The organism is Rhodovulum steppense (assembly GCF_004339675.1).
Taxonomy (GTDB): Bacteria; Pseudomonadota; Alphaproteobacteria; order Rhodobacterales; family Rhodobacteraceae; genus Rhodovulum; species Rhodovulum steppense.
In genome coordinates this window covers 30,664-53,486 of the sequence record NZ_SLVM01000012.1, presented here as the reverse complement: position 1 = coordinate 53,486, position 22,823 = coordinate 30,664, and the positions used below count along the sequence as shown (strand labels likewise).

Genomic DNA, 22,823 nt, shown 5'->3' with positions numbered 1-22,823 from the left:
GTAGCCATGGCCGAACATGTCGCGATTCATCGGGCCGAGGGGGCCTGGGTGGTCCGGGCGGGCGGCGCGGTGATTGCCGAAAGCCGCAATGCGCTGGAACTGGTCGAGGGCGACCGCGCCCCGGTGATCTATTTCCCGCGCGGGGATGTGGCGATGGCCTTCCTCGAACGCTCGGACAGCCGGACGACCTGTCCGCTCAAGGGCGAGGCGAGCTATTACACCCTGCATGCCAAGAGCTATGACATCCCCGATGCGGGCTGGTGCTACGAAAACCCGGGTCCGGGGGTAGAGCGGATCGCGGGCCATCTGGCCTTTTACGCCGACAAGGTGACGGTCGAGCAGTTGTGATCGTGGCCAGCCCCGGCGGCGTGGCACCATGACAGCGGGCGGCGGCGCCCTATCCTTTGGCGCAGGAGGTGCCTGCCGATGATCCGATCCTGCCTGACCGCGCTTGCCGTCCTGCTGGCGCTGCCCGCTGCCGCCCAGGACCGCCGCCCCAGCCATTGCATCGCCATCGCCGAGGCCGATCCCGCGTTGGAATATGTCCAGCTTGCCGGTTTCGGCATGCCGCTGCCCGATCCGCATAGTGTGCGCATCAGCTTTGTCGATCACGCGACCTTCGTGATCGAGACGGCGGGCGGGCTGAGTGCGGCGACCGATTTCACGGGTTTTCTGGGCACGACCCGGCTGATCCCCGATGTGGTCACGATGAACAACGCCCATCAGACCCATTTCACCGCCTTCCCCGATCCCGCGATCCCGCATGTGCTGGAAGGCTGGGCCAGGGATGGCGTGGCCGCCGATCATCACCTCGATCTGGGCGAGATGCTGGTGCGCAACGTGCCGACCGATGTGCGCGGCTTCGACCGCTCGGTGGTGCGCGAGAATGGCAACTCGATCTTCGTCTTCGAGGTTGCCGGGCTCTGCATCGGGCATCTGGGGCATCTGCATCACGAGCCCGACGAGATGCAATATGCCTCGCTCGGTCGGCTGGACGTGGTGATGGCGCCGGTCGATGGCGGGCTGACGCTGGATCTGCCGACGATGATCCGCGTGCTGGAACGGCTGCGCAGTTCGGTCGTGATCCCGATGCACTGGTTCGGGGCGCAGTCGCTGGAGCGGTTCCTGGCGGGCATGTCCGGCGAGTTCGCGATCCGGCGCGAAGGGGCGGGATATCTGGAGATCTCGCTGCGCACGCTGCCCGACCGGCCCACGGTGATCGTGCTGGACCCGCAGCCGCTGCGCGATCCGGAGTGACTTGCCAGCCGCGCGGGCTCTGTGCTTTGAGCTTGGGCGAAAGGACCGCCCATGCTGACCCCCGTCACCGACGCCTTTTCCGCCGATCTGCGCGCCCGCCTGCCCGCGGCCTGTTTCCGTGACCTGACACCCGCCTATCTGGAGGAACCGCGCGGGCGCTATCGCGGGCAGGGCGGGCTGTTGCTGGCGCCGGGGACGGTCGAGGAAGTGGCCGAAATCGTGCGCGCCTGTGCCGCCGCGCGGGTGGGGGTGGTGCCCTATGGGGGCGGCACGGGGCTGGTCGGTGGGCAGGTGATGGAGAGCGGTCCCGCGCCGGTGATCGTGACGCTGGAACGGATGCGGGCGATCCGCGCGGTCTATCCGGCCGAGAATGTGCTGGTGGCCGAGGCGGGCGCGATCCTGGCCGAGGTGCAGGCGGCGGCCGAGGGGGCTGGGCGGCTGTTCCCGCTGTCGCTGGCCTCGGAAGGCTCTGCCCGGATCGGGGGCGTGCTGGCGACCAATGCGGGCGGGGTGAACGTGCTGCGCTACGGCAATGCGCGCGATCTTTGTCTGGGGCTGGAGGCGGTGCTGCCCGACGGGTCCGTGCTGCACGGGCTGAAGCGGCTGCGCAAGGACAACACGGGCTATGATCTGCGCCACCTGCTGATCGGGGCCGAGGGGACGCTGGGCATCATCACCGCCGCGGCGCTGAAACTGGTGCCGCCGCCCGCCCGGACCGGCGCGGCGCTGCTGGCGGTGACGGACCCGCGGGCGGCGCTCGACCTGCTGGCGCTGGCGCAGGGGCGGATCGGAGAAGGGGTCTCGGCCTTCGAACTGATCCATCGGCAGGGGTTCGATTTCCTGGCCGAGACCCTGCCCGAGATCCGCCTGCCCTGGCCCGATCCGCCCGAATGGTGCGTGCTGATCGACCTTGGCCTGGGCGCGGGGCAGGATCCGGGCGCGGCGCTGGAGGGACTGTTCGCCGAGGCGGCCGGGGCGGGGCTGGTCAGCGACGGGCTGATCGCGCAATCCGAGGCGCAGAGGGCCGCGTTCTGGGCGCTGCGCGAAAGCCTGCCGCTGGCCAACCGCAGGATCGGCGCGATCTCGTCGCATGACATCTCGGTGCCGCTGTCGGCGATTCCCGAGTTCATCGCGACGGCAGGCCCCGCGCTGGCCGGGCTGGGGCGGTTCCGGATCAACTGCTTCGGCCATGTGGGCGATGGCAATTTGCACTACAATGTCTTCCCCCTGAAGGGCGAGACGCGCGCCGATCACGAGGACAAGCGCGCCGCGATCAAGCGTTGCGTGCATGACTTGGTGCATGCGCTCGGCGGATCGGTCAGCGCCGAGCATGGGGTCGGGCGGCTCAAGGTCGAGGATCTGGAACGCTATGGCGATCCGGCCCGGCTGGCGGCGATGCGGGCGATCAAGGCCGCGCTGGATCCCGCGGGGATCATGAACCCCGGCGTCCTGCTGCGCGCCCCTGCCTGACGGGCGCGCCCGGCGGTGGCGTCGGGACATGGATATTTATGGCCAGAAGAAGCAGGGCGCGCGCCCGGAAACCGCCGGGCCGCGCTGTGTTTCTTCTTGGAAAAAATACCCGGATCCCGCGCTTGCGACCGGGCGCGCCCTGTGGTCGGGGCGCGGTCCTCAGTGGCCTGCGAAGTCGCAGAGCGCGTGAACCTCGATCCCCATCGACTCGAGCCGACGGCGGCCGCCGAGATCGGGCAGGTCCACCACGAAGGCGCAGCCGACGATGCTGGCGCCCAGCCGTTCGCAGAGCTTGATCCCGGCCTCGGCGGTGCCGCCGGTGGCCAGCAGGTCGTCCACGATCAGCACCTTGTCGCCCGCGACAAGCGCGTCGTCATGGATCTCGACCACGGCCGAGCCGTATTCGAGCTGGTATTCCTCGGCGATGGTGGCGGCCGGAAGCTTGCCCTTCTTTCGCACCGGCACGAAACCCTTGGAAAGCTGGTGCGCGATGGCGCCGCCCAGGATGAAGCCGCGCGCCTCGAGCCCCACGACCTTGTCGATCTGCTGGCCCGCATAGGGATGCAGCATCTGGTCGATCGCCATGCGGAAGCCGCGCGGATCGGCGAAGAGCGTGGTCACGTCGCGGAACATGATCCCTTCATGCGGGAAATCGACGATGGTGCGGATGTAATCCTTGACGGAATTGTTCGACGGCATGGCGGGGGCCCTTTCGGTCTGTGCCTGGTCCGGGTGTCGCCCAGGCGGGGCGGGTGGTGCAAGATTGCGGTTTGCCGCAAGGGCGGGGGCGGGGCCAGACCCCGTCCCCGCGCCGGGGTGCGCCTAGCGGTTCAGCACGCGCCCGGCGACCGCGTCGAGTTTCGCGACCAGCGCGGGGTCGCGCTTTTCCGGCGCGGTGATCAGCGCGTATTCCAGCGCCGTGTCGCAGCCCTTGTCGCAGGGCTTGTGCGCGCCCAGAAGGCCGGGCAGGCGGGTGACCATGGCGCGGGCCTTTTCGGCATTGCCGATCAGGGTCTTGACGATATCGGCGACCTCGACCGCGTCGTGATCGGGGTGCCAGCAATCGTAATCGGTGACCATGGCGATCGAGGCATAGCAAAGCTCGGCCTCGCGGGCGAGTTTCGCCTCGGGCATGTTGGTCATGCCGATCACGTCGCAGCCCCAGTTCTCGCGGTAGAGCTTCGATTCCGCCAGCGTCGAGAATTGCGGCCCTTCCATCGCCAGATAGGTGCCGCCCTGGTGGATGGTGATGCCCTCGTCGCGGGCGGCCTGAAGGCAGGCGGCCGACAGCCGCCCGCAGGTCGGGTGCGCGACGCTGACATGCGCCACGCAGCCCTGGCCGAAGAAGCTTTTGTCGCGGGCGAAGGTGCGGTCGATGAACTGGTCCACCACCACGAAGTCGCCCGGCGCCAGTTCCTCGCGGAACGAGCCGCAGGCCGAGACCGAGACCACATCGGTCGCGCCCAGCCGTTTCAGCGCGTCGATATTGGCGCGGTAGGGCACGGTCGAGGGCGAATGGACATGGCCCCGCCCGTGGCGCGGCAGGAAGGCCATCTTCACGCCGCCCAGCGTGCCGGTCAGGATCTCGTCGGACGGTGTGCCCCAGGGGCTGTCCACCGCCTGCCAGCGCGCATCCTCCAGCCCCTCGATGTCATAGACGCCCGAGCCGCCGATCACCGCGATCATCCGTTCCATGGTCCGTCCCTCTTTCCGGTTTCACGAGTCGGCCCCTTTTAGGGGGCGGGGCGTGCGACGGAAAGCCCATGCTTGGCCGCAGGCCGGGCGGGCTATTCTCCGGGGCGGCGGAGTTCGAAAACCTCGCGGATCACGGCATAATCGCGATAGCCCATGCGTGCGAGCGGCTGGAAGCGGGTCACGTCGAAGCGGCCATTCACCACGCAATCGTCGCGCAGGTGGATGCCGGTCACCTCGCCGAAGACGGCGAAATTGGCCTCGCCCGGCAAGTGCACGATCTGCGTGAGCCGGCATTCCAGGCTGGCGGGGGCGGCGGCGACGCGGGCGCAGGCGATGGTTTCGCAGTCGGATTTCGCGATGCCCGCCGCGGTGAACTCGTCCACCTCGCGCGGCCATGGACCGGAGGTCAGGTTCATCGCGTCCTTCATCGCGATTTCGACGATGTTGACGCAGAAGACGCCGGTCTCGCGGATATTGGCCACGCTGTCCTTGGTGCCGTCGCGGTCGGGCTTGGCCGAGGTCGAGGCGAACATCACCTGCGGCGGCACATAGGCGACCGCGTTGAAGAAGGAATAGGGCGCGAGGTTGTCGGCCCCGTCCGCGCCGCGGGTCGAGATCCAGCCGATCGGGCGCGGGGTGACGATGGCGTTGAACGGGTTGTGGGGGAAGGGGTGGCCGTCCTCGGGGCGGTAGAACATGGCGATCCTTTCGCGCGTTTGCCCCCGACTTAGCCCCGTGCTAGGGCCGTTTCCAGAAGCAGGGAGGGGCGGGTGATCCGGCTGGCCGAGGAAACGGCGGAGGATTGGTGGGAGGTCGAGGCGCTTTACGACCTCTGCTTTGCCCCGGGGCGCTCGGCGCTGTCGTCCTACCGGTTGCGCGAGGGGGTCGATCCGGTCCCGGGCCTGTGCCTGACCGCGCGGGACGGGGACGGGATCCTCGCTGCCGCGATCCGCTACTGGCCGGTTCTGGTGGGCGGGGCGCCCGCGCTGCTGCTGGGGCCGGTGGCGGTGCACCCGACGCGGCAGGGCGAGGGGCTGGGGGCGCTGCTGATCCGCGAGTCGCTGGAGCGCGCGCGGCTGCTGGGGTTCGGCCGGGTGATGCTGGTGGGCGACGCGCCCTATTACGGACGGTTCGGGTTCGAGAAACTCGAGGGCGTCGAGATGCCGCCGCCCACCAACCCCGACCGCGTGCTGGGGATTGCGCTGGTGCCGGGTGCCTGGGAGGGGGTCGCGGGGCCGGTGACGCGGGCGGCCGAAGGCTGACGCGGCGATCTGGGCGGCGCGGCCCGGCGTTCTATATCGAGCCACGACCCAAGAGGGAGTTCGCCGCATGTTTTCCTTTCTCAGCCGCAAGACCGACATGGTCGCCGAGGCCGATGCCTGGCCCGGCCGCCCCGATCCGATCCCGACCGCCGAGACGCATTTCGTCTTTGGCCGCCCGCTGAAGGCGCCGATCCCCGAGGGGATGGAGGAAGCCGTCTTCGGCATGGGCTGTTTCTGGGGCGTCGAGCGCAAGTTCTGGCAGCTTCCGGGGGTGTGGATGACGGCGGCGGGCTATGCGGGCGGCTTTACCCCGAACCCGACCTATGAGGAGGTCTGCACCGGCAAGACCGGCCATACCGAAGTGGTGCGCGTGGTCCATGACCCGGGCGAGATCAGCTATGAAACGCTGCTGCGCCATTTCTGGGAGGGGCATGATCCGACGCAGGGGATGCGGCAGGGCAATGACCGGGGCACGCAGTATCGGTCTGCGATCTACACCTTTACCGCGGCACAGGAGGCCACGGCCGAGGCCAGCCGCGCCGCCTATCAGGAACGTCTGCGCAAGGCGGGCTTTGGCGCCATCACCACCGAGATCCGGGCGGCGCCGCCGTTCTTTTATGCCGAGGGCTATCACCAGCAATACCTGGCCAAGAACCCGGGCGGCTATTGCGGGCTGGGCGGCACGGGGGTCAGTTGCCCGGTGGGCATCGGCGCCTGATCCCCTGCGGCCATGGGCCGGCGCATCCTGATCCTGGGCGCTGCGGGGGCGGGCAGTTCCACGCTGGCCCGCGCGCTGGCGGACCGGCTGTCCTCGCAGGTTTTCGACGCCGACGATTTCCTGTGGCAGCCGACCGAGCCGCCCTTTCGCAAGACCCGCCCGCCGGACGAGCGGGTGGCGCTGATGCAGGCGATGTTCGCGCCGCGCTCGGACTGGGTGCTGGCGGGGGCGATCTGCGGCTGGGGCGATGCGCTGATCCCGCGGCTGACGCAGGTGCTGTTCCTGACCGCGCCGACCGAGGCCCGGATCATCCGCCTGCGCCGCCGCGAACGCCAGCGCCACGGCGCGGCGGTGGCCCCGGGCGGCGCGCGGGCGCAGGAGTTCCGGGCGTTTCTCGACTATGCCTCGGGCTATGACGATCCCGCCTTTGCCGGGCGCAGCCGGGTGCAGCACGAGGCGTGGCTCGCGGCGCTGGCCTGCCCGGTGATCCGGCTTGACGGCAGCGAACCGCCCGGTGTGCTGGCCGACCGGGCGCTTGCCGCGCTTGACCCGGCGGCGCAGGGGGCCTAGGCGCTGGGCCAAGCCACCGCAGGAGACCCGCCCATGCCCACCTTCACCGCGTTGACCACCCTTTCCGGCAAGGACCAGGCCGAGGCGCTGGGCGAGGCGATGGAGGATCTCGACCCCGAGCCCACCGGCGTAGGCGTGTTCGAGATCGAGGACGGCTCGGGCCTGTGGGAGGTGGGCGGCTATTTCACCGAAGCCCCCGATGCCGCGGGGCTGGCGCTGCTGGCCGCGATGCACGGGGCGCGCGATTTCGCCGTTTCGGAACTGCCCGAGACCGATTGGGTGGCCAAGGTGAAGCGCGAACTGGCGCCGGTCGAGGCCGGGCGCTTCTTCGTCTATGGCAGCCATGATGCCGACCGCGTGCCCGAGGACCGGATCGCGCTGCTGATCGAGGCGTCGATGGCGTTCGGCACCGGCCATCACGGCACCACGCAGGGCTGTCTGCGCGCGCTGGACCGGCTGGCGGCGCAGGGCGCCACGCCGCGCGCGGTGGCCGATATCGGCTGCGGAACGGCGGTGCTGGCGATGGCGGCGGCGCGGTTGTGGGATGTGCCGGTGCTGGCCTCGGATATCGACCCGGTCGCGGTCGAGGTGGCGGCCGAGAATATCGCGGCCAATGGTCTGGCGGGCCGGGTGCAGTGCCTGGAGGCTGCGGGGCTCGATCATCCCGATCTGGAGGCTGCGGCGCCCTTTGGCCTTGTTTTCGCCAATATCCTCAAGGCGCCGCTGCTGGAACTGGCGCCCGGGATTGCGCAGCGAATCGCGCCGGGCGGCCATGCGATCCTGTCGGGGCTGTTGATCGAACAAGGCCCCGAAGTGGCGGCGCGCTATGCTGAAAACGGGCTGATCGTCCACGAAACCGAGGAAATCGGCGACTGGATCACCCTTTGTCTGCGGAAATCGACGCTGTAGGCCGCAATTTCGCCCCGTTTTCGTCGCAGTATCGCCTTGGTTGAGGTGAATGGGGCAAGGTCATGCACGATCCGCAATATGAGGAATTCCGCGACCGCCTTGCGCGGCTGGATCGCATGCACCGGCAGGGCTACGGGTTCGAGGCGCCGGGGACGCTTGGCCGGTCGTTCTACCGTCGCCGCGCCCATGACGGGGTTCCGGTCTGGCGCGTGATCGGCATGATCGCGCTGTGCATGCTGATGGTGAAGGCGCTGATCCTGATGCAGATCGGGCCGGATGCCTATGGCGCGCATCTGGACCGCGCCGCGGGCGACGGGATCGTGCAGAAGGTCACGGTCTTCGTGATGCAGATCGACCCGATCACCGACTGGCTGGCGGGCGAGATGCGCCGGGTGCTGGGCCTGTTCGGCTAATCCTAGGGGAGATCTTCGCGCGATCCCGCTTCGCAGGGCTTGAATGCGAACGCCCCGGCAGGAGATCCTGCCGGGGCGTCTTCCCGTCCGTGAGTTGGCGGGAGGGCCGACCCGTCCGTCTGCCGCGAAATGGCGGTCCGGAACGAGCCGGTCGAGACCGGAGCAAGGCGCGACCCGGGGGGGTTAAGGCCGCGTGCTCCGGATCCGGGTGTGTGGTTCGGGGCTTACATCGCAGCCCGCCGGTCGGACGGCGCCCGGCGCGCGATACGGTCGATCTCGGCCCGGTTCAGCCCGATATCGTCCAGTTCCCTGTCGGAGAGCCGCGAGAGCAGCTTTCGGGTGGCGCGGGCGTCGTTCCACGCCGCCAGCCGCCCGACAAGCCCGGCGATCTGCGCACGCAGCCCGCCGCTGGGATGGTGGGTGGCGGGAGGCCGACGGTTCAGGGGGATGACGGTCATCTTGCGCTGTCCTTGCGAGGCCCGCGCGGCAACCTTGCCGCACGACTGCGATGGGCGAGGTAAGCGCACGCACCGCCATTCGCAATCCACAAAAAACGCAAGGGACACATGCAGTCGCTGCATGGCGATAACGATCCGTAACGCATTGGTGATAAATGGAAAAAGCGGGTTCAAAAATGTCGTTTTCGGGTGCTGGAACGGCGATTCCAGACCGTCCCGATACGCTGTAACCGACGTGGCCGGACCCGGCCCGATCCGATTGCCGCTGGCCGATGTTCGCTTTTCGTGCTAATCGGTCGGAAAAGACACAACAAAGCGGGGTGCGCATGCGTGTTCTGGGTATTGATCCCGGCCTTCGCAGCACCGGATGGGGCGTGATCGAGCAGGCGAACGGGCGGCTGGCCCATGTGGCGAACGGCATCTGCCGTTCGGGCGACGGGGCGCTGGCCGAGCGTCTGCTGTCGCTGCATGACCAGCTTTGCGAGATCGTGACCCGCCATGCGCCCGAGGCGGCGGCGGTGGAGCAGACCTTTGTCAACCGCGACGGGGCGGGCACGCTGAAGCTGGGCCAGGCGCGCGGCATCGCGGTGCTGGTGCCCGCGCGGGCGGGGATCGCGGTGGGGGAATACGCCCCGAACGCCGTCAAGAAGGCGGTGGTGGGCGTGGGCCATGCCGACAAGCGGCAGATCGACCACATGGTACGGCTGCAATTCCCCGGCATCCAGATCGCGGGCCCGGATGCGGCCGACGCGCTGGCCATCGCGCTGTGCCATGCGTTTCACCTGACGGCGGGCGGGCGGCTGGCCGCGGCGCTGGCGAGGGCGGGCGCATGATCGGGCGGGTTGCCGGGCGGCTGATCCATCGCGGCCCCGATCATGTGATGATCGACGTGGGCGGTCTGGGCTATATCGTGCAGGTCTCGGACCGGACGCTTGCCGCGATGCCCGGCCCGGGCGAGGCGGTGGCGCTGTATACCGACCTGCTGGTGCGCGAGGATCTGTTGCAGCTTTACGGCTTTCCGACGCTGCTGGAACGCGAATGGCACCGGCTGTTGATGGGCGTGCAGGGGATCGGGGCCAAGGCGTCGATGGCGATCCTGGGCACGCTGGGCGCCGAGGGTGTGGGCCGCGCCATCGCGCTGGGCGACTGGAACACGGTCAAGGCCGCGCCGGGCGTCGGCCCCAAGATCGCGCAGCGCGTCGTCAACGAGTTGAAGGGCAAGGCGCCGGGCATCATGGCGCTGGGCGGCACGCTGGTCGAAGCTGCGGGTGCCGCACCCGCGCAGGCCGGGCCGGTCGGCACGGCACCGCCGCGCCCCGCGCCCTCGGCCGCGGCGCAGGCCGAGGCATTGTCGGCGCTGGGCAATCTGGGCTATGCCCCGGCCGATGCGGTGCAGGCCGTCGCCCGCGCCGCGAACGAGGCGCCCGAGGCCGATACGCCCGCCCTGATCCGCGCGGCGCTGAAGCTTCTGGCGCCCAAGGGGTAGGAGATGACCGAGCCCGACCCCACCCTGCGCCCCGACAAGCGCCCCGAGGATGCCGACCGCGCGATGCGGCCCGAGACGCTGGACGAGTTCGTCGGCCAGGCAGAGGCGCGGGCGAACCTGCGGGTCTTCCTGCAAAGCGCCCGCCAGCGGGGCGAGGCGATGGATCACGCGCTGTTCCACGGCCCCCCCGGTCTGGGCAAGACCACGCTGGCGCAGATCGTCGCGCGCGAACTGGGCGTGAATTTCCGCATGACCTCTGGCCCGGTGCTGGCCAAGGCGGGCGATCTGGCGGCGATCCTGACCAATCTGGAAGCGCGCGATGTGCTGTTCATCGACGAGATCCACCGCCTGAACCCCGCGGTCGAGGAGGTGCTTTATCCCGCGCTCGAGGATTTCGCGCTGGATCTGGTGATCGGCGAGGGACCGGCCGCGCGCACCGTGCGGATCGAGTTGCAGCCCTTCACGCTGGTCGGGGCCACGACGCGGCTGGGGCTGTTGACGACGCCCCTGCGCGACCGCTTCGGCATTCCGGTGCGGTTGCAGTTCTATACCGTCGAGGAACTGGAACTGATCGTCGCGCGGGGTGCGCGGCTGATGGGGGTGCCGGCGGATGCGGACGGGCTGAAGGAAATCGCCCGGCGCGCGCGCGGCACGCCGCGGATCGCGGGGCGGCTGTTGCGCCGGGTCGTCGATTTCGCGCTGGTCGAGGGCGACGGGCGGATCACCCGCGCCGTGGCCGATCATGCGCTGACGCGGATGGAGGTGGACGGGCTCGGGCTGGATGGCGCGGACCGGCGCTATCTGCGGCTGATCGCCGAGAATTACGCCGGTGGGCCGGTCGGGATCGAGACGCTGTCGGCCGCGCTGTCGGAATCGCGCGATGCGCTGGAGGAGGTGATCGAGCCCTACCTGTTGCAGCAGGGCCTGATCCAGCGCACCCCGCGCGGGCGGATGCTGGCCGCGAAGGCCTGGGCGCATCTGGGCCTGCCCGCCCCGCGCCCGCCGGGACAGCCGGGCCTGTTCGACGGCTGAGGCCCTTGCCCGGCGGCGGGCAGGCGGATAGGGCAGGGCCATGGGTATTTTCGCCAAGAAGAAGGACCGGGCATGACGCCGGACGATCTGCGCGCGCTGTTCACGGGGCAGGACGGCGGCTATCGGTTCGCCCGCTGGGGCCGTCCGATTGCGCCCGTGGTCTTTGGCGTCAGCGACGAGACGCTGGCCACGCTCAAGGGCGCCTGCGAGGCGGTCGTGGCGCTGGCCGGGCATCAGATGGCCGAGACCGACCCCGAACTGGGCGCGAACCTGATGGTCTTCTTCTTTCGCGACTGGTCCGAATTGCCGCTTGTGCCCAATCTGGATCGGCTGGTGCCCGATCTTGGTCCGCTGGTCGAACGACTGGCCGCGGCGGGGGCGACGCAGTACCGGCTGTTCCGCTTCGATGCGGGTGGGGCGATCCGCGCGGCCTTTGTCTTTCAGCGGGTCGATGACGCGATTGCCGCGCTGCCCGCCGAGGCGATCGCGCTGAACCAGATGGTGCAGGTGATCCTGTTGTGGTCCGAGACCGCCTTTGCCGAGCGCAGCCCGCTGGCCCGGCTGCCCGATGGCAGGCTGGTCCTGCGCCCCGAGATCGCCGGGGTGATCCGGGCGGGCTATGATCCGGCGATGCCGCCGGTGGCCAGCGATCCGGCCCATGCGCTGCGGCTGGCGGCGCGGCTGTCGGGCGAAGATCTGGGGGGCGGGCAATGACGCATCGTTTTCCGGTCCGCGTCTATTACGAGGACACCGATCTTGCGGGCATCGTCTATTACGCGAACTACCTGAAATTCATCGAGCGCGCGCGCAGCGAATGGGTGCGCGACCTGGGCGTGGACCAGGTCCGCCTGAAGGCCGAGCGGGGGGTGGTCTTTGCCGTGCGCCGGGTCGAGGCGGATTACCTGTCGCCCGCGCGTTTCGACGATCTGCTGGAGGTCGAGACCGATCTGGCCCGGATCACGCCCGCCCGGCTGATTCTGGACCAGCGGGTCCTGCGCGGGGAAACGGTGCTGTTTTCGGCGCGCGTGACCCTTGTCGCGCTGGGCGCGACCGGCCAGCCGGTGCGCTTGCCGGCGGAGCTTTGCCAGGTGGCAGCGGCCCCATCGGCGGCGGGGTGACCGGATCGCGGCGCGGTGATGCGGTTGTGTTGGCATTCCCCATGAAAAACGGGTAGAATCACGTTAAGGAGGCCGGGAGAACACGGCCCTCAGCAACGAGCAGGCAGAATGGAAACCGAAACCCTTGCGTTGGCGCAGGAGATTGACTTCTCCTTGCTCGCCCTTTTCGCGCGCGCGACCTTTACGGTGCAGGTCGTGATGCTGATGTTGGTCCTGGCCTCGTTCTGGTCATGGGCAATCATCATCCAGAAGACGATCAATTTCCGCAAGGCGCGCGTCGAGGCGCTGGGCTTCGACGAGGCGTTCTGGTCGGGCGAGCCGCTGGACGAACTGTTCGACAAGATCGGCCCCGAGCCGCAGGCTGCGCCCGAGCGGATATTTGCCGCGGGCATGATGGAATGGCGGCGCAGCCACCGGCAGGATGGCGGGCTGATCGCGGGGGCCGCGGCGCGGATCGACCGGTCGATGGATGTGGCCATCGCCAAGGAGGCCGAGGAACTGAATGGCGGGCTGTCCTTCCTGGCCACGGTCGGCTCGACCGCGCCCTTCGTCGGGCTGTTCGGCACGGTCTGGGGGATCAAGCACGCCTTCGAGCAGATCGCGTTGCAGCAGAACACCAACCTTGCCGTCGTGGCGCCCGGTATCGCCGAGGCGCTGCTGGCGACCGGGCTGGGGCTTCTGGCGGCGATCCCGGCGGTGATCTTCTACAACAAGCTGTCCTCGGACAGCGACCGGATCGTGGGCGGCTACGAATCCTTCGCCGACGAATTCTCGACCATCCTTTCGCGCCAGCTGGATACCTGAGATGGGGGCGACGCTTACCCCGCGCCAGAACTCGGGCGGCAAGCGCGTGCGGCGCCATCGGCGGCATCCGCCCGCGATGTCCGAGATCAACGTCACGCCCTTTGTCGACGTGATGCTGGTGCTTCTGATCATCTTCATGGTGGCAGCACCCCTCTTGACGGTGGGCGTGCCGGTCGAGTTGCCGCGCACCGCCGCCGAGGCGCTGCCTGCCGCGCAGGAGGAACCGCTGGCGGTGACGCTGACGGCGGATGGCCGCATCCTGTTGCAGGAGGCCGAGGTCGAGGCCGACGGGCTGATCCCCAAGCTGCGCGCCGTGGCGGCCGAGCGGCGGGACAACAAGGTCTATCTGCGCGCGGATGGCGCGATTTCCTATGAGCGCGTGGTGCAGGTGATGGGTGCGCTCAATGCCGCGGGATTCCGCGATATCGGGCTTGTGACCGACAGCGGCGGGCCGCGGCTCGACGGGTCGGACGGCTAGGTGAGGGCATGGACCGGGGCACCCAGATTTCGGGGGCGGTGCACCTCCTGTTGGTGGCATGGGTGCTGTTCGGCGGGCTGTTCACCACGCCGAAGCCGCGGCCGATGCAGGTGACGGATGTCACCATCCTGTCGGGCGAGGAATTCGCCGCGCTGACCGCCCCCGCGGCCGCGCCGCAAGCCCCCGCCCAGCAGGTCGAGACGCCGCGCAGCCCCGTGGTGACCACGTCGCCCCGGCCCGCGCCTGCGCCCGAACGCCGCCCCGAACCGCCCGCGCCGCCGCCCCCGCAGGACAGCCCCGCGCCCGATCCGGCGCCCGATACCAGTGCGTTGCAGCCCCCGCCCGAGGCCGAGGTGACCGATACGCTGCCGCCGCTGGCCGCCCCGCCCCCGGTCAGCACCACCGGCCCGGAGGCCCCCATGGCCGATACCGCACCGCCGCGCCCCGCGCCGCGGGTGGCGCCCGAACCGGCCGCGCCGCGGCCCGAGGATGTGGCGGTCGCGCCCCAGCCGCGCGAGGCGGTGCGCCCCGATGCCGCCGCGCCGAGCCCTGCGCCCGAGGTCGAGGCCGCCGCGCCCGAAGAGGCCGCGCCGCAGATCGTGACCGAGGCCGAGGAGCGGGTCGAGACCGGGCAGATCCTGGCCAGTTCGCCCCGCCCGCGCGTGCGCCCCGAGCGTCCGCCCGAACCGGTGCGCGAGACCCAGACCGCGGCCGCGCCGCCGCCTGCACCCACACCCACGCCAACACCCGCCCCGACCCCCGCGCCCACGCCCGAGCCGGTCCGAACCCCCGAACCGGCGGCGCCGCCCGCCCAGGACAACCTTGCCGATGCGGTGGCCGGTGCCGTGGCCGATGCGCTGGCCTCGGGCGCGGACGAGACGCCGCGGGCGGGCACCGGCACCGCCGCCTCCGGCCCGCCGATGACCGCCGGCGAGCGCGACGCGCTGCGCGTCGCGGTCTCGCGCTGCTGGAATGTGGGCGCGCTGTCGACCGACGCGCTGATGACCAGCGTCGTCGTGGCGCTGGACATGCGCGAGGATGGTCGCCCGGTGATCGAGTCGATCCGGCTTGTGTCCTCGTCGGGCGGGTCCGACATGGCGGCGCGGCAGGTTTTCGATTCGGCGCGGCGCGCGATCGTGATGTGCGGTTCGTCGGGCTTTCCGTTACCGGTGGAAAAATATGACCAGTGGCGGCAGATCGAGATGACCTTCAATCCCGAGAACATGAGGATCCGGTAGATGTTGCGCGTTTTGACCCCGCTTCTTGCCCTTGCGCTTGGCGCCATGCTGGTCCCCGCCGCGGGGCTGGCCCAGGGCGGTCCGCTGCGCATCGAGATCGACGAGGGCGTGATCGAGCCCTTGCCCTTCGCCGTGCCGGATTTCGTGGCCGAGAACGCGGCCGCGGCGGAGTTCGCGCGCAACATCGCGCGGGTCGTGGCCGCCGATCTGGCCGGGACGGGCCTGTTCCGGGAAATCCCGGCTGAGGCGCATCTGGCGCGGGTGACGAATTTCGCCAGCCCCGTGCAATATTCCGACTGGAAGGCGATCAATGCGCAGGCGCTGATCACCGGTGCGGTGTCGGTCGATGGCAACGGGCGGCTGAACGTCAAGTTCCGCCTGTTCGACATCTATTCCGAGGCGCCGCTGGGCGACGGGCTGCAATTCGGCGGTTCGGCCGCGAACTGGCGCCGCGTGGCGCACAAGGTCGCCGACCAAGTCTATGCGCGGATCACCGGCGAAGGCGGCTATTTCGACAGCCGCGTGGTCTTCGTCGCCGAGACAGGACCCAAGAATGCCCGCCAGAAGCGGCTGGCGATCATGGATTACGACGGCGCGAACGTGCAATACCTGACCGATGCCGCGTCGATCGTGCTGGCGCCGCGCTTTTCGCCGACGGGCGACCGGGTGCTTTATACCAGCTACGAATCCGGGTTCCCGCGGATCTATGTGCTGGATCTTGCGACCGGGGGACGGCGGGGGCTGGACGATCAGCCCGGCTCGATGACCTTTGCGCCGCGCTTTGCGCCGGACGGGCGGCGGGTCGTGTTCTCGCTGGCGCAGGGCGGCAATACCGACCTTTACGAGCTTGACCTGGGCAGCGGGCGGCGCACGCGGCTGACCTCGGCCCCCTCGATCGAGACCGCGCCCAGCTATTCGCCCGATGGCCGCCAGATCGTGTTCGAGAGCGACCGTTCGGGCGTGCCGCAGATCTATGTCATGCCCGCCTCGGGCGGCGAGGCGCGGCGCATCTCGTTCGGGCAGGGGCGCTATGGCACGCCGGTCTGGTCGCCGCGCGGCGACTACATCGCGTTTACCAAGCAGCATCAGGGCCGGTTCCATATCGGCGTGATGCGCACCGATGGATCCGAGGAACGGCTGCTGACCGCGTCCTTCCTGGACGAGGGACCGAGCTGGGCGCCGAACGGGCGGGTCATCATGTTCACCCGCGAAAGTGCCGGGGCCGAGGGGGCACCGGCGCTGTTCTCGGTCGATATCACCGGCCGCAACCTGCGCCGTGTGCCGGTGCAGGGATCGGCCTCGGACCCGTCCTGGTCACCGCTTCTGCCCTAGGGGGCCACGTTTTCAAACCGCGATCCGGCTGATAGGATGCCTCCATCGGTCCGGCACGGACAATCAGGCAAGACACAAGGAAGACCCGCATGACCCCGATTTCCAAGACCCTGATGGTGGTGGCCGCTTTGGCCGTTGCCGGTTGTTCCAATCCCGACCGTTTCGGTTCCGGCAGCGGTGCCGGCATGGGCGCGGGCGGCAGCGGCTTCGGCATGGACGGCGTTGCGTCCGATCCGCGCTCGGTCGCCTATTTCAACCAGACGGTGGGTGACCGCGTGTTGTTCGCCGTGGACCAGAGCACGCTCAGCGATACCGCGCGGGCCACGCTGGACGGTCAGGCGCGCTGGCTGATGGACAATCCCGAATATTCCGCCACCATCGAGGGCCATGCCGACGAGCAGGGCACCCGGGAATACAACCTTGCCCTGGGCGCGCGGCGCGCCAACGCGGTGCAGGAATACCTGGTCTCGCGCGGCGTCTCGTCCGCCCGGCTGCGCACCGTCAGCTATGGCAAGGAGCGGCCGATCGAGATCTGCTCGAACGAGGCTTGCTATTCGCAGAACCGTCGTTCCGTGACCGTGCTCGCCGCGGGCGCGGGCGTCTGAGGGTCGCCCGATGCGCCGTTTCGCCGTTCTGCTGACCGTTTCCGTTGCGCTGGGCGCGGCCTTTCCCGCCGCCGCCCAGTCGCGCCAGGAAACGCTGGCCGATATCCGGCAGGAAATGTCGGTCCTTCATGTCGAGATCCAGCGCCTCAAGCGCGAGCTGTCCACCACCGGGGCGCCGGGCGGCGCGGCCGGGGGCGGTTCGGCGCTGCAGCGGCTCGACCTGATCGAGCAGGAATTGCAGCGGCTGACCTCGAAGACCGAGGAACTGGAGTTCCGCATCCAGCGGATTGTCGAGGATGGCACGCGGCGGATCGGGGATCTGGAATTCCGGCTGGTCGAGCTTGAGGGCGGCGATGTCAGCAAGCTGGGCCAGACCAGCACGCTGGGTGGCGCGGACCTCGCCCGTCCCGCGCCCGCCCCTTCGCCGGCGCCTGCGATCTCGAACGGGGCGCAGCTTGCCGTTGGGGAACGGGCCGATTTCGACGCGGCGAAGGCGGCGCTGGACGCGGGGGACGCCGAAACGGCCGCTGCGGGATTCGCCGCCTTTACCGAGGCCTATCCCGGCAGTCCCCTGTCGGGCGAGGCGCATTTCCTGCGCGGCGAGGCGCTGACCGCGCAGGGCGACACCTCGGGCGCGGCGCGGGCCTATCTCGACAGTTTCTCGGGCAGCCCGGACGGGCCGCGCGCGGCCACCGCCCTTTACCGGCTGGGGCTGGCGCTGGACGGGCTGGGCCAGCGGCGCGAGGCCTGCGTCACGCTGGTCGAGGTCGGCACCCGCTTTCCGGGCAGCGTCGAGGCGCAGCAGGCCGAGTCCGCGCTGGACGCCATCGGGTGCAACTGAGCCCCATCGCCCGCGCGCTGGAGGCGGCCCTGTCCGCCTCCTGCCCGGGCGATGCGCCGCTTGGGGTCGCTGTCTCGGGCGGGGGGGATTCCGTTGCGCTGCTGCTGGCGCTGGCCGGGCGGCGCGTTCACGCGGTCACCGTCGATCACGGGCTGAGGCCCGAGGCCACTGCCGAGGCGCGGTTCGTGGCCGAAACCTGTGCGCGGCTGGGCCTGCCGCATGAAACGCTGCGCTGGCGGGGCTGGGACGGGCAGGGCAATCTTCAGGATGCGGCGCGCCGGGCGCGATATCGGCTGATCGCCGATTGGGCGGCGGGGCAGGGGATCGGCCGGGTTGCGCTGGGCCATACGCGCGACGATCAGGCCGAGACGGTGCTGATGCGGCTGGCGCGCGGGGCGGGGGTGGACGGGCTGTCGGCGATGGCGCCTGAGCGCGACGCGCTGGGGGTGACCTGGCTGCGGCCCTTTCTGGGCCTGTCGCGGGCCGATCTGCGCGCCTTCCTGACCGAGCGGGGGCAGGGCTGGATCGAGGATCCCTCGAACGAGGATGCGCGTTTCGACCGGGTGCAGGCCCGCCGCGCGCTGGCCACGCTGGCGCCGCTGGGGATCACCGCCGAGGGGCTTGCGGCGACCGCTGCGCGCATGGGCTCGGTCCGCGCGGCGCTGGAGGCGGCGACGCTGGCGGCCGCGCAGCATGTGGCGCGCGAGGATCGGGGCGATGTGGTTCTGGCCCGGGCGGGGCTGGACGCGCTGCAAGACGAGATCGCGCGCCGCCTGCTGGTCGCGGCCTTGTGCTGGGTTGCCTCGTCCGACTATCCGCCGCGGGCCGAGGCGCTGGCCGAAACGCTGGCCGCGCTGGACAGCGCGCCGCGGGCCACGCTGCATGGCTGCCTAATCGCGCGAGAAGCCGATGGCTTGCGCATCGCGCGGGAGCCTGCCGCGGTGGCCGGAACGGTCGCGCAAGCGGATGCGCTCTGGGACGGGCGCTGGCGGCTGGACGGACCCCGGGGGCCGGGGCTGGAGATCCGCGCGCTGGGCGAGGCCGGGCTGGGCGATTGCCCCGACTGGCGTGCGACCGGCCTGCCGCGTGCCTCGCTGCTGGCATCGCCGGGCATCTGGCAGGGCAAGCGGCTGGTCGCGGCGCCGCTTGCGGGGCTGTCCAAAGGCTGGCAGGCCCGGCTCACGACAACGTTAAGCCAGCGGATCATCTCGCATTGAACATGATCGCCTGATCGCTATCTTAGGCCAACGGACATGCCCCAGGCCTGTCCGTGCCGTCATTTCAAGGAGAACGCCGTGGGCAACGCGCGACAAATCGCATTCTGGGTGGTCCTGTTCCTGCTGATCCTCGCCCTGTTCAACCTGTTCAGCGGCGGCCAGGGGACCATGTCCTCGCGCTCGATCAGCTATACCGAGTTCCTGAGCAGCGTGGAAAACGGCGAGGTGGCGAGCGTCACGCTGGACGGCGAACGCGCCGTGATCCGCGCAAATGACGGCAGCACGGTCACGACCATCATCCCGCGCGGGGCGGACATCACCGACCGCCTGCTGGCCCGCAATGTCGATGTGCGCGCCGAGCCGCAGGAGCAAAGCGGCCTGCTGGCCTATATCGGCACGCTGCTGCCCTTCATCATCCTGATCGGGATCTGGCTGTTCCTGATGAACCGGATGCAGGGCGGCGGACGCGGCGGAGCGATGGGCTTCGGCAAGTCCAAGGCGAAACTGCTGACCGAAAAGCATGGCCGCGTGACATTCGACGACGTGGCGGGCATCGACGAGGCCAAGGAGGAGCTTGAGGAGATCGTCGAGTTCCTGCGCAATCCGCAGAAATTCAGCCGCCTGGGCGGCAAGATCCCGAAAGGCGCGCTGCTGGTCGGCCCGCCCGGCACCGGCAAGACGCTGCTGGCGCGCGCGATCGCGGGCGAGGCGGGCGTGCCCTTCTTCACCATCAGCGGGTCCGATTTCGTCGAGATGTTCGTCGGTGTCGGCGCGTCCCGCGTGCGCGACATGTTCGAGCAGGCCAAGAAGAACGCGCCCTGCATCGTCTTCATCGACGAGATCGACGCGGTCGGCCGGTCGCGTGGCGTGGGCTATGGCGGCGGCAATGACGAGCGCGAGCAGACGCTGAACCAGTTGCTGGTCGAGATGGACGGGTTCGAGGCCAACGAGGGCATCATCATCGTTGCCGCGACCAACCGCCCCGACGTTCTGGACCCCGCGCTGCTGCGTCCGGGCCGGTTCGACCGGCAGGTGCAGGTGCCCAACCCCGACATCAAGGGCCGCGAGAAGATCCTGGGCGTGCATGCCCGCAAGGTGCCGCTGGGCCCCGATGTGGACCTGCGCATCATCGCCCGCGGCACGCCCGGTTTCTCGGGCGCGGATCTGGCGAACCTGGTGAACGAGGCGGCGCTGATGGCCGCCCGCGTCGGTCGGCGCTTTGTCACGATGGAGGATTTCGAGAACGCCAAGGACAAGGTGATGATGGGCGCCGAGCGGCGGTCCATGGTCATGTCCGAGGACGAGAAGAAGCTGACCGCCTATCACGAGGCCGGCCATGCCATCGTGGGCCTGAACGTGCCCCAGCATGACCCGATCCACAAGGCGACGATCATCCCGCGCGGCCGGGCGCTGGGTCTGGTGCTGTCGCTGCCCGAACGTGACCAGCTCTCGGTCAGCTATACCAAATACACCTCGAAGATCGCGATGGCGATGGGCGGACGGGTGGCCGAGGAACTGGTCTTCGGCAAGGAGAACGTGACCTCTGGCGCGGCCTCCGACATCCAGCAGGTCAGCCGGATCGCCCGGGCGATGGTCACCCAGTTCGGCTTTGCCGAGGAACTGGGCTATATCGACTACGCGAACGAGCGCGAAAGCTATCTGGGCACCTATGGCGGCGGCGCGCAGCATTCGGCGGCCACGCAGAAGCTGATCGACGACAAGGTCAAGGAACTGGTGGACCAGGGCTATGAGACCGCCAAGCGCATCCTGACCGAGAAGCGCGACGACCTCGAGCGCCTGGCGCAGGGTCTGCTGGAATACGAGACGCTGACCGGCTCCGAGATCACGAGGGTCATCGCGGGCGAGCCGCTGAACCGCGGCGACGATGGCGATGTGCCGCCCAAGGGGGGCGACACGCCCTCGGTCACGGCGATCCCGAAGACCAAGCCGCGGCCCAAATCGGGGCTGGAACCCGAACCGCTGGCCTGACCCGTTTCGATGTGACGGACAGAAACCCCGGAACCGGACAAGGTTCCGGGGTTTTCGTTTGCGACTGGCGCGCTTTGTCGGCTGGCGCGCGCTGCTCGGTCCCTTCGGCGCCTAATCCTTATGTATGCTGGTCCTGCCCGCCTGCTGCCGCTATCTCTGGCACAAGCCGGCCTTGAGGGAGGAAAAGAACATGGCCCCGAAATCCGATATCGAGATCGCCCGCGCGGCACAGAAGCGTCCGATCCAGGAGATCGGCGCCAGTCTGGGCATCCCCGAAACCGATCTGTTGCCCTATGGCCATGACAAGGCCAAGGTCAGCGCGGAGTTCATCGCGGGGCTCAAGGACCGGCCGAATGGCAAGCTGATCCTTGTGACCGCGATCAACCCGACGCCCGCGGGCGAGGGCAAGACCACGACGACGGTGGGGCTGGGCGACGGGCTGGCGCGGATCGGCAAGAAGGCCGCGATCTGCATCCGCGAAGCCTCGCTCGGGCCGTGCTTCGGGATGAAGGGCGGTGCTGCGGGCGGCGGCTATGCGCAGGTCGTGCCGATGGAGGACATGAACCTTCACTTCACCGGCGATTTCCACGCGATCACGTCCGCCCACAACCTGCTGGCGGCGATGATCGACAACCATATCTACTGGGGCAACGAGCTGGGCATCGACCAGCGCCGCGTAAGCTGGCGGCGCGTGATGGACATGAACGACCGGGCCTTGCGCGACATGGTCTGTTCGCTGGGCGGGGTGGCGAACGGCTATCCGCGCGAGACCGGCTTCGACATCACCGTGGCCTCGGAAGTCATGGCGATCCTGTGTCTAGCGACCGATATCCATGACCTGCAAAAGCGGCTGGGCGACATCATCGTGGGCTATACCCGCGACCGCGCGTCCGTGCATGCGCGCGATCTGAAGGCGGACGGTGCGATGACCGTGCTGCTGAAGGATGCGCTCCAGCCGAACCTCGTGCAGACGCTGGAGAACACGCCCGCCTTCGTCCATGGCGGGCCGTTCGCCAATATCGCGCATGGCTGCAATTCGGTCATGGCGACCACCACCGCGCTGAAACTGGCCGATTACGTCGTGACCGAGGCCGGTTTCGGGGCCGATCTGGGCGCCGAGAAGTTCATGAACATCAAGTGCCGCAAGGCCGGGTTGGCGCCGTCCGCGGTGGTGATCGTGGCGACCGTGCGCGCGCTCAAGATGAATGGCGGCGTGGCCAAGGCCGATCTGGGGGCCGAGAACGTCGCGGCGGTCACGGCGGGCTGTGCGAATCTGGGCCGCCATATCGAGAACGTGAAATCCTTCGGGGTGCCCGCGGTCGTGGCGATCAACCATTTCGCCGACGATACCGAGGCCGAGATCGCCGCGGTGAAGGAGTACGTCGCGCACCAGGGCAGCGAGGCGATCCTGTGCAGGCATTGGGCCGATGGCAGCGCGGGGATCGAGGCGCTGGCACAGCGCGTCGTCGCGCTGGCCGAGGCCGACCATCACGGGTTCGCGCCGCTTTATCCCGACGAGATGGGCCTGTTCCACAAGATCGAGACCATCGCGAAACGCATCTATCGCGCGGGCGAGGTGATCGCCGACAAGAAGATCCGCGACCAGCTGCATGCCTGGGAACAGGCGGGCTATGGCAACCTGCCGATCTGCATGGCCAAGACGCAATATTCCTTTACCACCGATCCGAATGTCCGCGGCGCGCCCGAGGGCCATTCCGTGCCGATCCGCGAGGTGCGGCTGGCCGCAGGGGCGGGGTTCGTCGTGGCGATCTGCGGCGAGATCATGACCATGCCCGGCCTGCCCAGCAAACCGGCGGCCGAGACCATCGGGCTGAACCCCGAGGGCCAGATCGAGGGGCTGTTCTGAGGGCTGCATTGCAGCCCGCGGGGCGGCGCGATAACAGGGGCGGGACCAAGGAGCGACGCAAGGA

At 69.3% G+C, this 22,823-nt stretch carries 26 protein-coding genes; 22 read left to right on the top strand and 4 right to left on the bottom strand.

Annotated elements, in window-relative coordinates; all coding sequences use genetic code 11:
- The first annotated feature begins 6 nt into the window (after positions 1-6).
- From EV216_RS09745 to EV216_RS09735, 3 genes are all read left to right on the top strand, one after another.
- Positions 7-348, top strand: coding sequence for a DUF427 domain-containing protein (locus tag EV216_RS09745; protein ID WP_132695009.1), 342 nt, complete (start codon positions 7-9; stop codon positions 346-348).
- A 78-nt stretch (positions 349-426) separates the two neighbouring features.
- On the top strand, positions 427-1,257 hold the full coding sequence (locus tag EV216_RS09740; RefSeq protein WP_132695007.1) for an MBL fold metallo-hydrolase: 831 nt from the start codon (positions 427-429) through the stop codon (positions 1,255-1,257).
- Between the two features lie 51 nt (positions 1,258-1,308).
- On the top strand, positions 1,309-2,727 hold the full coding sequence (locus EV216_RS09735) for an FAD-binding oxidoreductase (RefSeq protein ID WP_132695006.1): 1,419 nt from the start codon (positions 1,309-1,311) through the stop codon (positions 2,725-2,727).
- A gap of 159 nt (positions 2,728-2,886) precedes the next feature.
- On the opposite strand, the gene EV216_RS09730 is transcribed toward EV216_RS09735, so the two are convergent.
- The 3 genes from EV216_RS09730 to EV216_RS09720 form a co-directional block, all read right to left on the bottom strand.
- Positions 2,887-3,426 carry an adenine phosphoribosyltransferase gene (locus EV216_RS09730; protein WP_132695004.1) on the bottom strand — a complete coding sequence of 180 codons (540 nt, stop codon included), beginning with the start codon at positions 3,424-3,426 and terminating at the stop codon, positions 2,887-2,889.
- A gap of 123 nt (positions 3,427-3,549) precedes the next feature.
- Positions 3,550-4,422: an S-methyl-5'-thioadenosine phosphorylase gene (locus EV216_RS09725; RefSeq protein WP_132695002.1), complete on the bottom strand. Its 873-nt coding sequence runs from the start codon at positions 4,420-4,422 to the stop codon at positions 3,550-3,552.
- Between the two features lie 92 nt (positions 4,423-4,514).
- Positions 4,515-5,120 carry a flavin reductase family protein gene (locus tag EV216_RS09720; protein ID WP_132695000.1) on the bottom strand — a complete coding sequence of 202 codons (606 nt, stop codon included), beginning with the start codon at positions 5,118-5,120 and terminating at the stop codon, positions 4,515-4,517.
- A 72-nt stretch (positions 5,121-5,192) separates the two neighbouring features.
- On the opposite strand from EV216_RS09720, the gene EV216_RS09715 reads away from it, so the two are divergent.
- The 5 genes from EV216_RS09715 (at position 5,193) to EV216_RS09695 (ending at position 8,294) form a co-directional block, all read left to right on the top strand.
- Positions 5,193-5,684, top strand: a complete 492-nt coding sequence (locus tag EV216_RS09715; protein ID WP_132694998.1) for a GNAT family N-acetyltransferase — start codon at positions 5,193-5,195, stop codon at positions 5,682-5,684.
- A 67-nt stretch (positions 5,685-5,751) separates the two neighbouring features.
- Positions 5,752-6,402, top strand: coding sequence for a peptide-methionine (S)-S-oxide reductase MsrA (gene msrA / locus EV216_RS09710; protein WP_132694997.1), 651 nt, complete (start codon positions 5,752-5,754; stop codon positions 6,400-6,402).
- 12 nt (positions 6,403-6,414) lie between these two features.
- A complete protein-coding gene (locus EV216_RS09705) occupies positions 6,415-6,972 on the top strand; it encodes an AAA family ATPase (protein WP_132694996.1) in 558 nt (185 codons plus the stop codon).
- 33 nt (positions 6,973-7,005) lie between these two features.
- Positions 7,006-7,881 carry a 50S ribosomal protein L11 methyltransferase gene (locus tag EV216_RS09700; RefSeq protein ID WP_132694995.1) on the top strand — a complete coding sequence of 292 codons (876 nt, stop codon included), beginning with the start codon at positions 7,006-7,008 and terminating at the stop codon, positions 7,879-7,881.
- A gap of 62 nt (positions 7,882-7,943) precedes the next feature.
- Positions 7,944-8,294, top strand: a complete 351-nt coding sequence (locus EV216_RS09695; RefSeq protein WP_132694993.1) for a hypothetical protein — start codon at positions 7,944-7,946, stop codon at positions 8,292-8,294.
- A gap of 224 nt (positions 8,295-8,518) precedes the next feature.
- On the opposite strand, the gene EV216_RS09690 is transcribed toward EV216_RS09695, so the two are convergent.
- On the bottom strand, positions 8,519-8,752 hold the full coding sequence (locus EV216_RS09690) for a DUF1127 domain-containing protein (protein ID WP_132694991.1): 234 nt from the start codon (positions 8,750-8,752) through the stop codon (positions 8,519-8,521).
- 326 nt (positions 8,753-9,078) lie between these two features.
- Between EV216_RS09690 and ruvC the strand changes: the two genes are divergently transcribed.
- The 14 genes from ruvC to EV216_RS09620 all read left to right on the top strand — a co-directional run bounded on the left by ruvC (position 9,079) and on the right by EV216_RS09620 (position 22,759).
- Positions 9,079-9,585 (top strand): crossover junction endodeoxyribonuclease RuvC, encoded by a 507-nt coding sequence (gene ruvC, locus EV216_RS09685; protein ID WP_132694989.1) that lies wholly within the window; start codon positions 9,079-9,081, stop codon positions 9,583-9,585.
- Positions 9,582-10,238, top strand: a complete 657-nt coding sequence (gene ruvA / locus EV216_RS09680; protein ID WP_132694987.1) for a Holliday junction branch migration protein RuvA — start codon at positions 9,582-9,584, stop codon at positions 10,236-10,238. Before ruvC ends, ruvA begins: the two co-directional genes overlap by 4 nt.
- A 3-nt stretch (positions 10,239-10,241) precedes the next feature.
- Positions 10,242-11,270 carry a Holliday junction branch migration DNA helicase RuvB gene (gene ruvB / locus EV216_RS09675; protein WP_132694985.1) on the top strand — a complete coding sequence of 343 codons (1,029 nt, stop codon included), beginning with the start codon at positions 10,242-10,244 and terminating at the stop codon, positions 11,268-11,270.
- Positions 11,271-11,342: 72 nt separating this feature from the next.
- A complete protein-coding gene (locus EV216_RS09670) occupies positions 11,343-11,984 on the top strand; it encodes a hypothetical protein (protein WP_132694983.1) in 642 nt (213 codons plus the stop codon).
- Complete coding sequence (ybgC, locus tag EV216_RS09665) at positions 11,981-12,388, top strand: tol-pal system-associated acyl-CoA thioesterase (protein ID WP_132694981.1); 408 nt, start codon at positions 11,981-11,983, stop codon at positions 12,386-12,388. The genes EV216_RS09670 and ybgC overlap by 4 nt, the downstream gene beginning before the upstream one ends.
- 108 nt (positions 12,389-12,496) lie before the next feature.
- Complete coding sequence (tolQ, locus tag EV216_RS09660; RefSeq protein ID WP_132694979.1) at positions 12,497-13,192, top strand: protein TolQ; 696 nt, start codon at positions 12,497-12,499, stop codon at positions 13,190-13,192.
- Between the two features lies 1 nt (position 13,193).
- Positions 13,194-13,670: a protein TolR gene (tolR, locus tag EV216_RS09655; protein ID WP_132694978.1), complete on the top strand. Its 477-nt coding sequence runs from the start codon at positions 13,194-13,196 to the stop codon at positions 13,668-13,670.
- A gap of 8 nt (positions 13,671-13,678) precedes the next feature.
- Positions 13,679-14,908, top strand: coding sequence for an energy transducer TonB (locus tag EV216_RS09650; protein ID WP_132694976.1), 1,230 nt, complete (start codon positions 13,679-13,681; stop codon positions 14,906-14,908).
- Entirely contained in the window at positions 14,909-16,240 is a 1,332-nt protein-coding gene (tolB, locus tag EV216_RS09645; protein WP_132694975.1) for a Tol-Pal system beta propeller repeat protein TolB, read from the top strand.
- A gap of 89 nt (positions 16,241-16,329) precedes the next feature.
- On the top strand, positions 16,330-16,845 hold the full coding sequence (pal, locus tag EV216_RS09640) for a peptidoglycan-associated lipoprotein Pal (RefSeq protein WP_132694973.1): 516 nt from the start codon (positions 16,330-16,332) through the stop codon (positions 16,843-16,845).
- A gap of 10 nt (positions 16,846-16,855) precedes the next feature.
- Entirely contained in the window at positions 16,856-17,686 is an 831-nt protein-coding gene (ybgF, locus tag EV216_RS09635; protein ID WP_132694972.1) for a tol-pal system protein YbgF, read from the top strand.
- Positions 17,687-17,691: 5 nt separating this feature from the next.
- Positions 17,692-18,903: a tRNA lysidine(34) synthetase TilS gene (tilS, locus tag EV216_RS09630; RefSeq protein WP_207893996.1), complete on the top strand. Its 1,212-nt coding sequence runs from the start codon at positions 17,692-17,694 to the stop codon at positions 18,901-18,903.
- Between the two features lie 78 nt (positions 18,904-18,981).
- A complete protein-coding gene (gene ftsH / locus EV216_RS09625; protein WP_132694970.1) occupies positions 18,982-20,892 on the top strand; it encodes an ATP-dependent zinc metalloprotease FtsH in 1,911 nt (636 codons plus the stop codon).
- Positions 20,893-21,082: 190 nt separating this feature from the next.
- Positions 21,083-22,759, top strand: a complete 1,677-nt coding sequence (locus tag EV216_RS09620; protein WP_132694968.1) for a formate--tetrahydrofolate ligase — start codon at positions 21,083-21,085, stop codon at positions 22,757-22,759.
- Positions 22,760-22,823: the final 64 nt, after the last annotated feature.

Bases quoted from the DNA above. Each gene is read 5' to 3' on its own strand.
- EV216_RS09745 (WP_132695009.1), top strand. From the start codon at position 7: ATGGCCGAACATGTCGCGATTCATCGGGCCGAGGGGGCCTGGGTGGTC.
- EV216_RS09740 (WP_132695007.1), top strand. From the start codon at position 427: ATGATCCGATCCTGCCTGACCGCGCTTGCCGTCCTGCTGGCGCTGCCC.
- EV216_RS09735 (WP_132695006.1), top strand. From the start codon at position 1,309: ATGCTGACCCCCGTCACCGACGCCTTTTCCGCCGATCTGCGCGCCCGC.
- EV216_RS09730 (WP_132695004.1), bottom strand. From the start codon at position 3,426: ATGCCGTCGAACAATTCCGTCAAGGATTACATCCGCACCATCGTCGAT.
- EV216_RS09725 (WP_132695002.1), bottom strand. From the start codon at position 4,422: ATGGAACGGATGATCGCGGTGATCGGCGGCTCGGGCGTCTATGACATC.
- EV216_RS09720 (WP_132695000.1), bottom strand. From the start codon at position 5,120: ATGTTCTACCGCCCCGAGGACGGCCACCCCTTCCCCCACAACCCGTTC.
- msrA (WP_132694997.1), top strand. From the start codon at position 5,752: ATGTTTTCCTTTCTCAGCCGCAAGACCGACATGGTCGCCGAGGCCGAT.
- EV216_RS09705 (WP_132694996.1), top strand. From the start codon at position 6,415: ATGGGCCGGCGCATCCTGATCCTGGGCGCTGCGGGGGCGGGCAGTTCC.
- EV216_RS09700 (WP_132694995.1), top strand. From the start codon at position 7,006: ATGCCCACCTTCACCGCGTTGACCACCCTTTCCGGCAAGGACCAGGCC.
- EV216_RS09695 (WP_132694993.1), top strand. From the start codon at position 7,944: ATGCACGATCCGCAATATGAGGAATTCCGCGACCGCCTTGCGCGGCTG.
- EV216_RS09690 (WP_132694991.1), bottom strand. From the start codon at position 8,752: ATGACCGTCATCCCCCTGAACCGTCGGCCTCCCGCCACCCACCATCCC.
- ruvC (WP_132694989.1), top strand. From the start codon at position 9,079: ATGCGTGTTCTGGGTATTGATCCCGGCCTTCGCAGCACCGGATGGGGC.
- ruvA (WP_132694987.1), top strand. From the start codon at position 9,582: ATGATCGGGCGGGTTGCCGGGCGGCTGATCCATCGCGGCCCCGATCAT.
- ruvB (WP_132694985.1), top strand. From the start codon at position 10,242: ATGACCGAGCCCGACCCCACCCTGCGCCCCGACAAGCGCCCCGAGGAT.
- EV216_RS09670 (WP_132694983.1), top strand. From the start codon at position 11,343: ATGACGCCGGACGATCTGCGCGCGCTGTTCACGGGGCAGGACGGCGGC.
- ybgC (WP_132694981.1), top strand. From the start codon at position 11,981: ATGACGCATCGTTTTCCGGTCCGCGTCTATTACGAGGACACCGATCTT.
- tolQ (WP_132694979.1), top strand. From the start codon at position 12,497: ATGGAAACCGAAACCCTTGCGTTGGCGCAGGAGATTGACTTCTCCTTG.
- tolR (WP_132694978.1), top strand. From the start codon at position 13,194: ATGGGGGCGACGCTTACCCCGCGCCAGAACTCGGGCGGCAAGCGCGTG.
- EV216_RS09650 (WP_132694976.1), top strand. From the start codon at position 13,679: ATGGACCGGGGCACCCAGATTTCGGGGGCGGTGCACCTCCTGTTGGTG.
- tolB (WP_132694975.1), top strand. From the start codon at position 14,909: ATGTTGCGCGTTTTGACCCCGCTTCTTGCCCTTGCGCTTGGCGCCATG.
- pal (WP_132694973.1), top strand. From the start codon at position 16,330: ATGACCCCGATTTCCAAGACCCTGATGGTGGTGGCCGCTTTGGCCGTT.
- ybgF (WP_132694972.1), top strand. From the start codon at position 16,856: ATGCGCCGTTTCGCCGTTCTGCTGACCGTTTCCGTTGCGCTGGGCGCG.
- EV216_RS09620 (WP_132694968.1), top strand. From the start codon at position 21,083: ATGGCCCCGAAATCCGATATCGAGATCGCCCGCGCGGCACAGAAGCGT.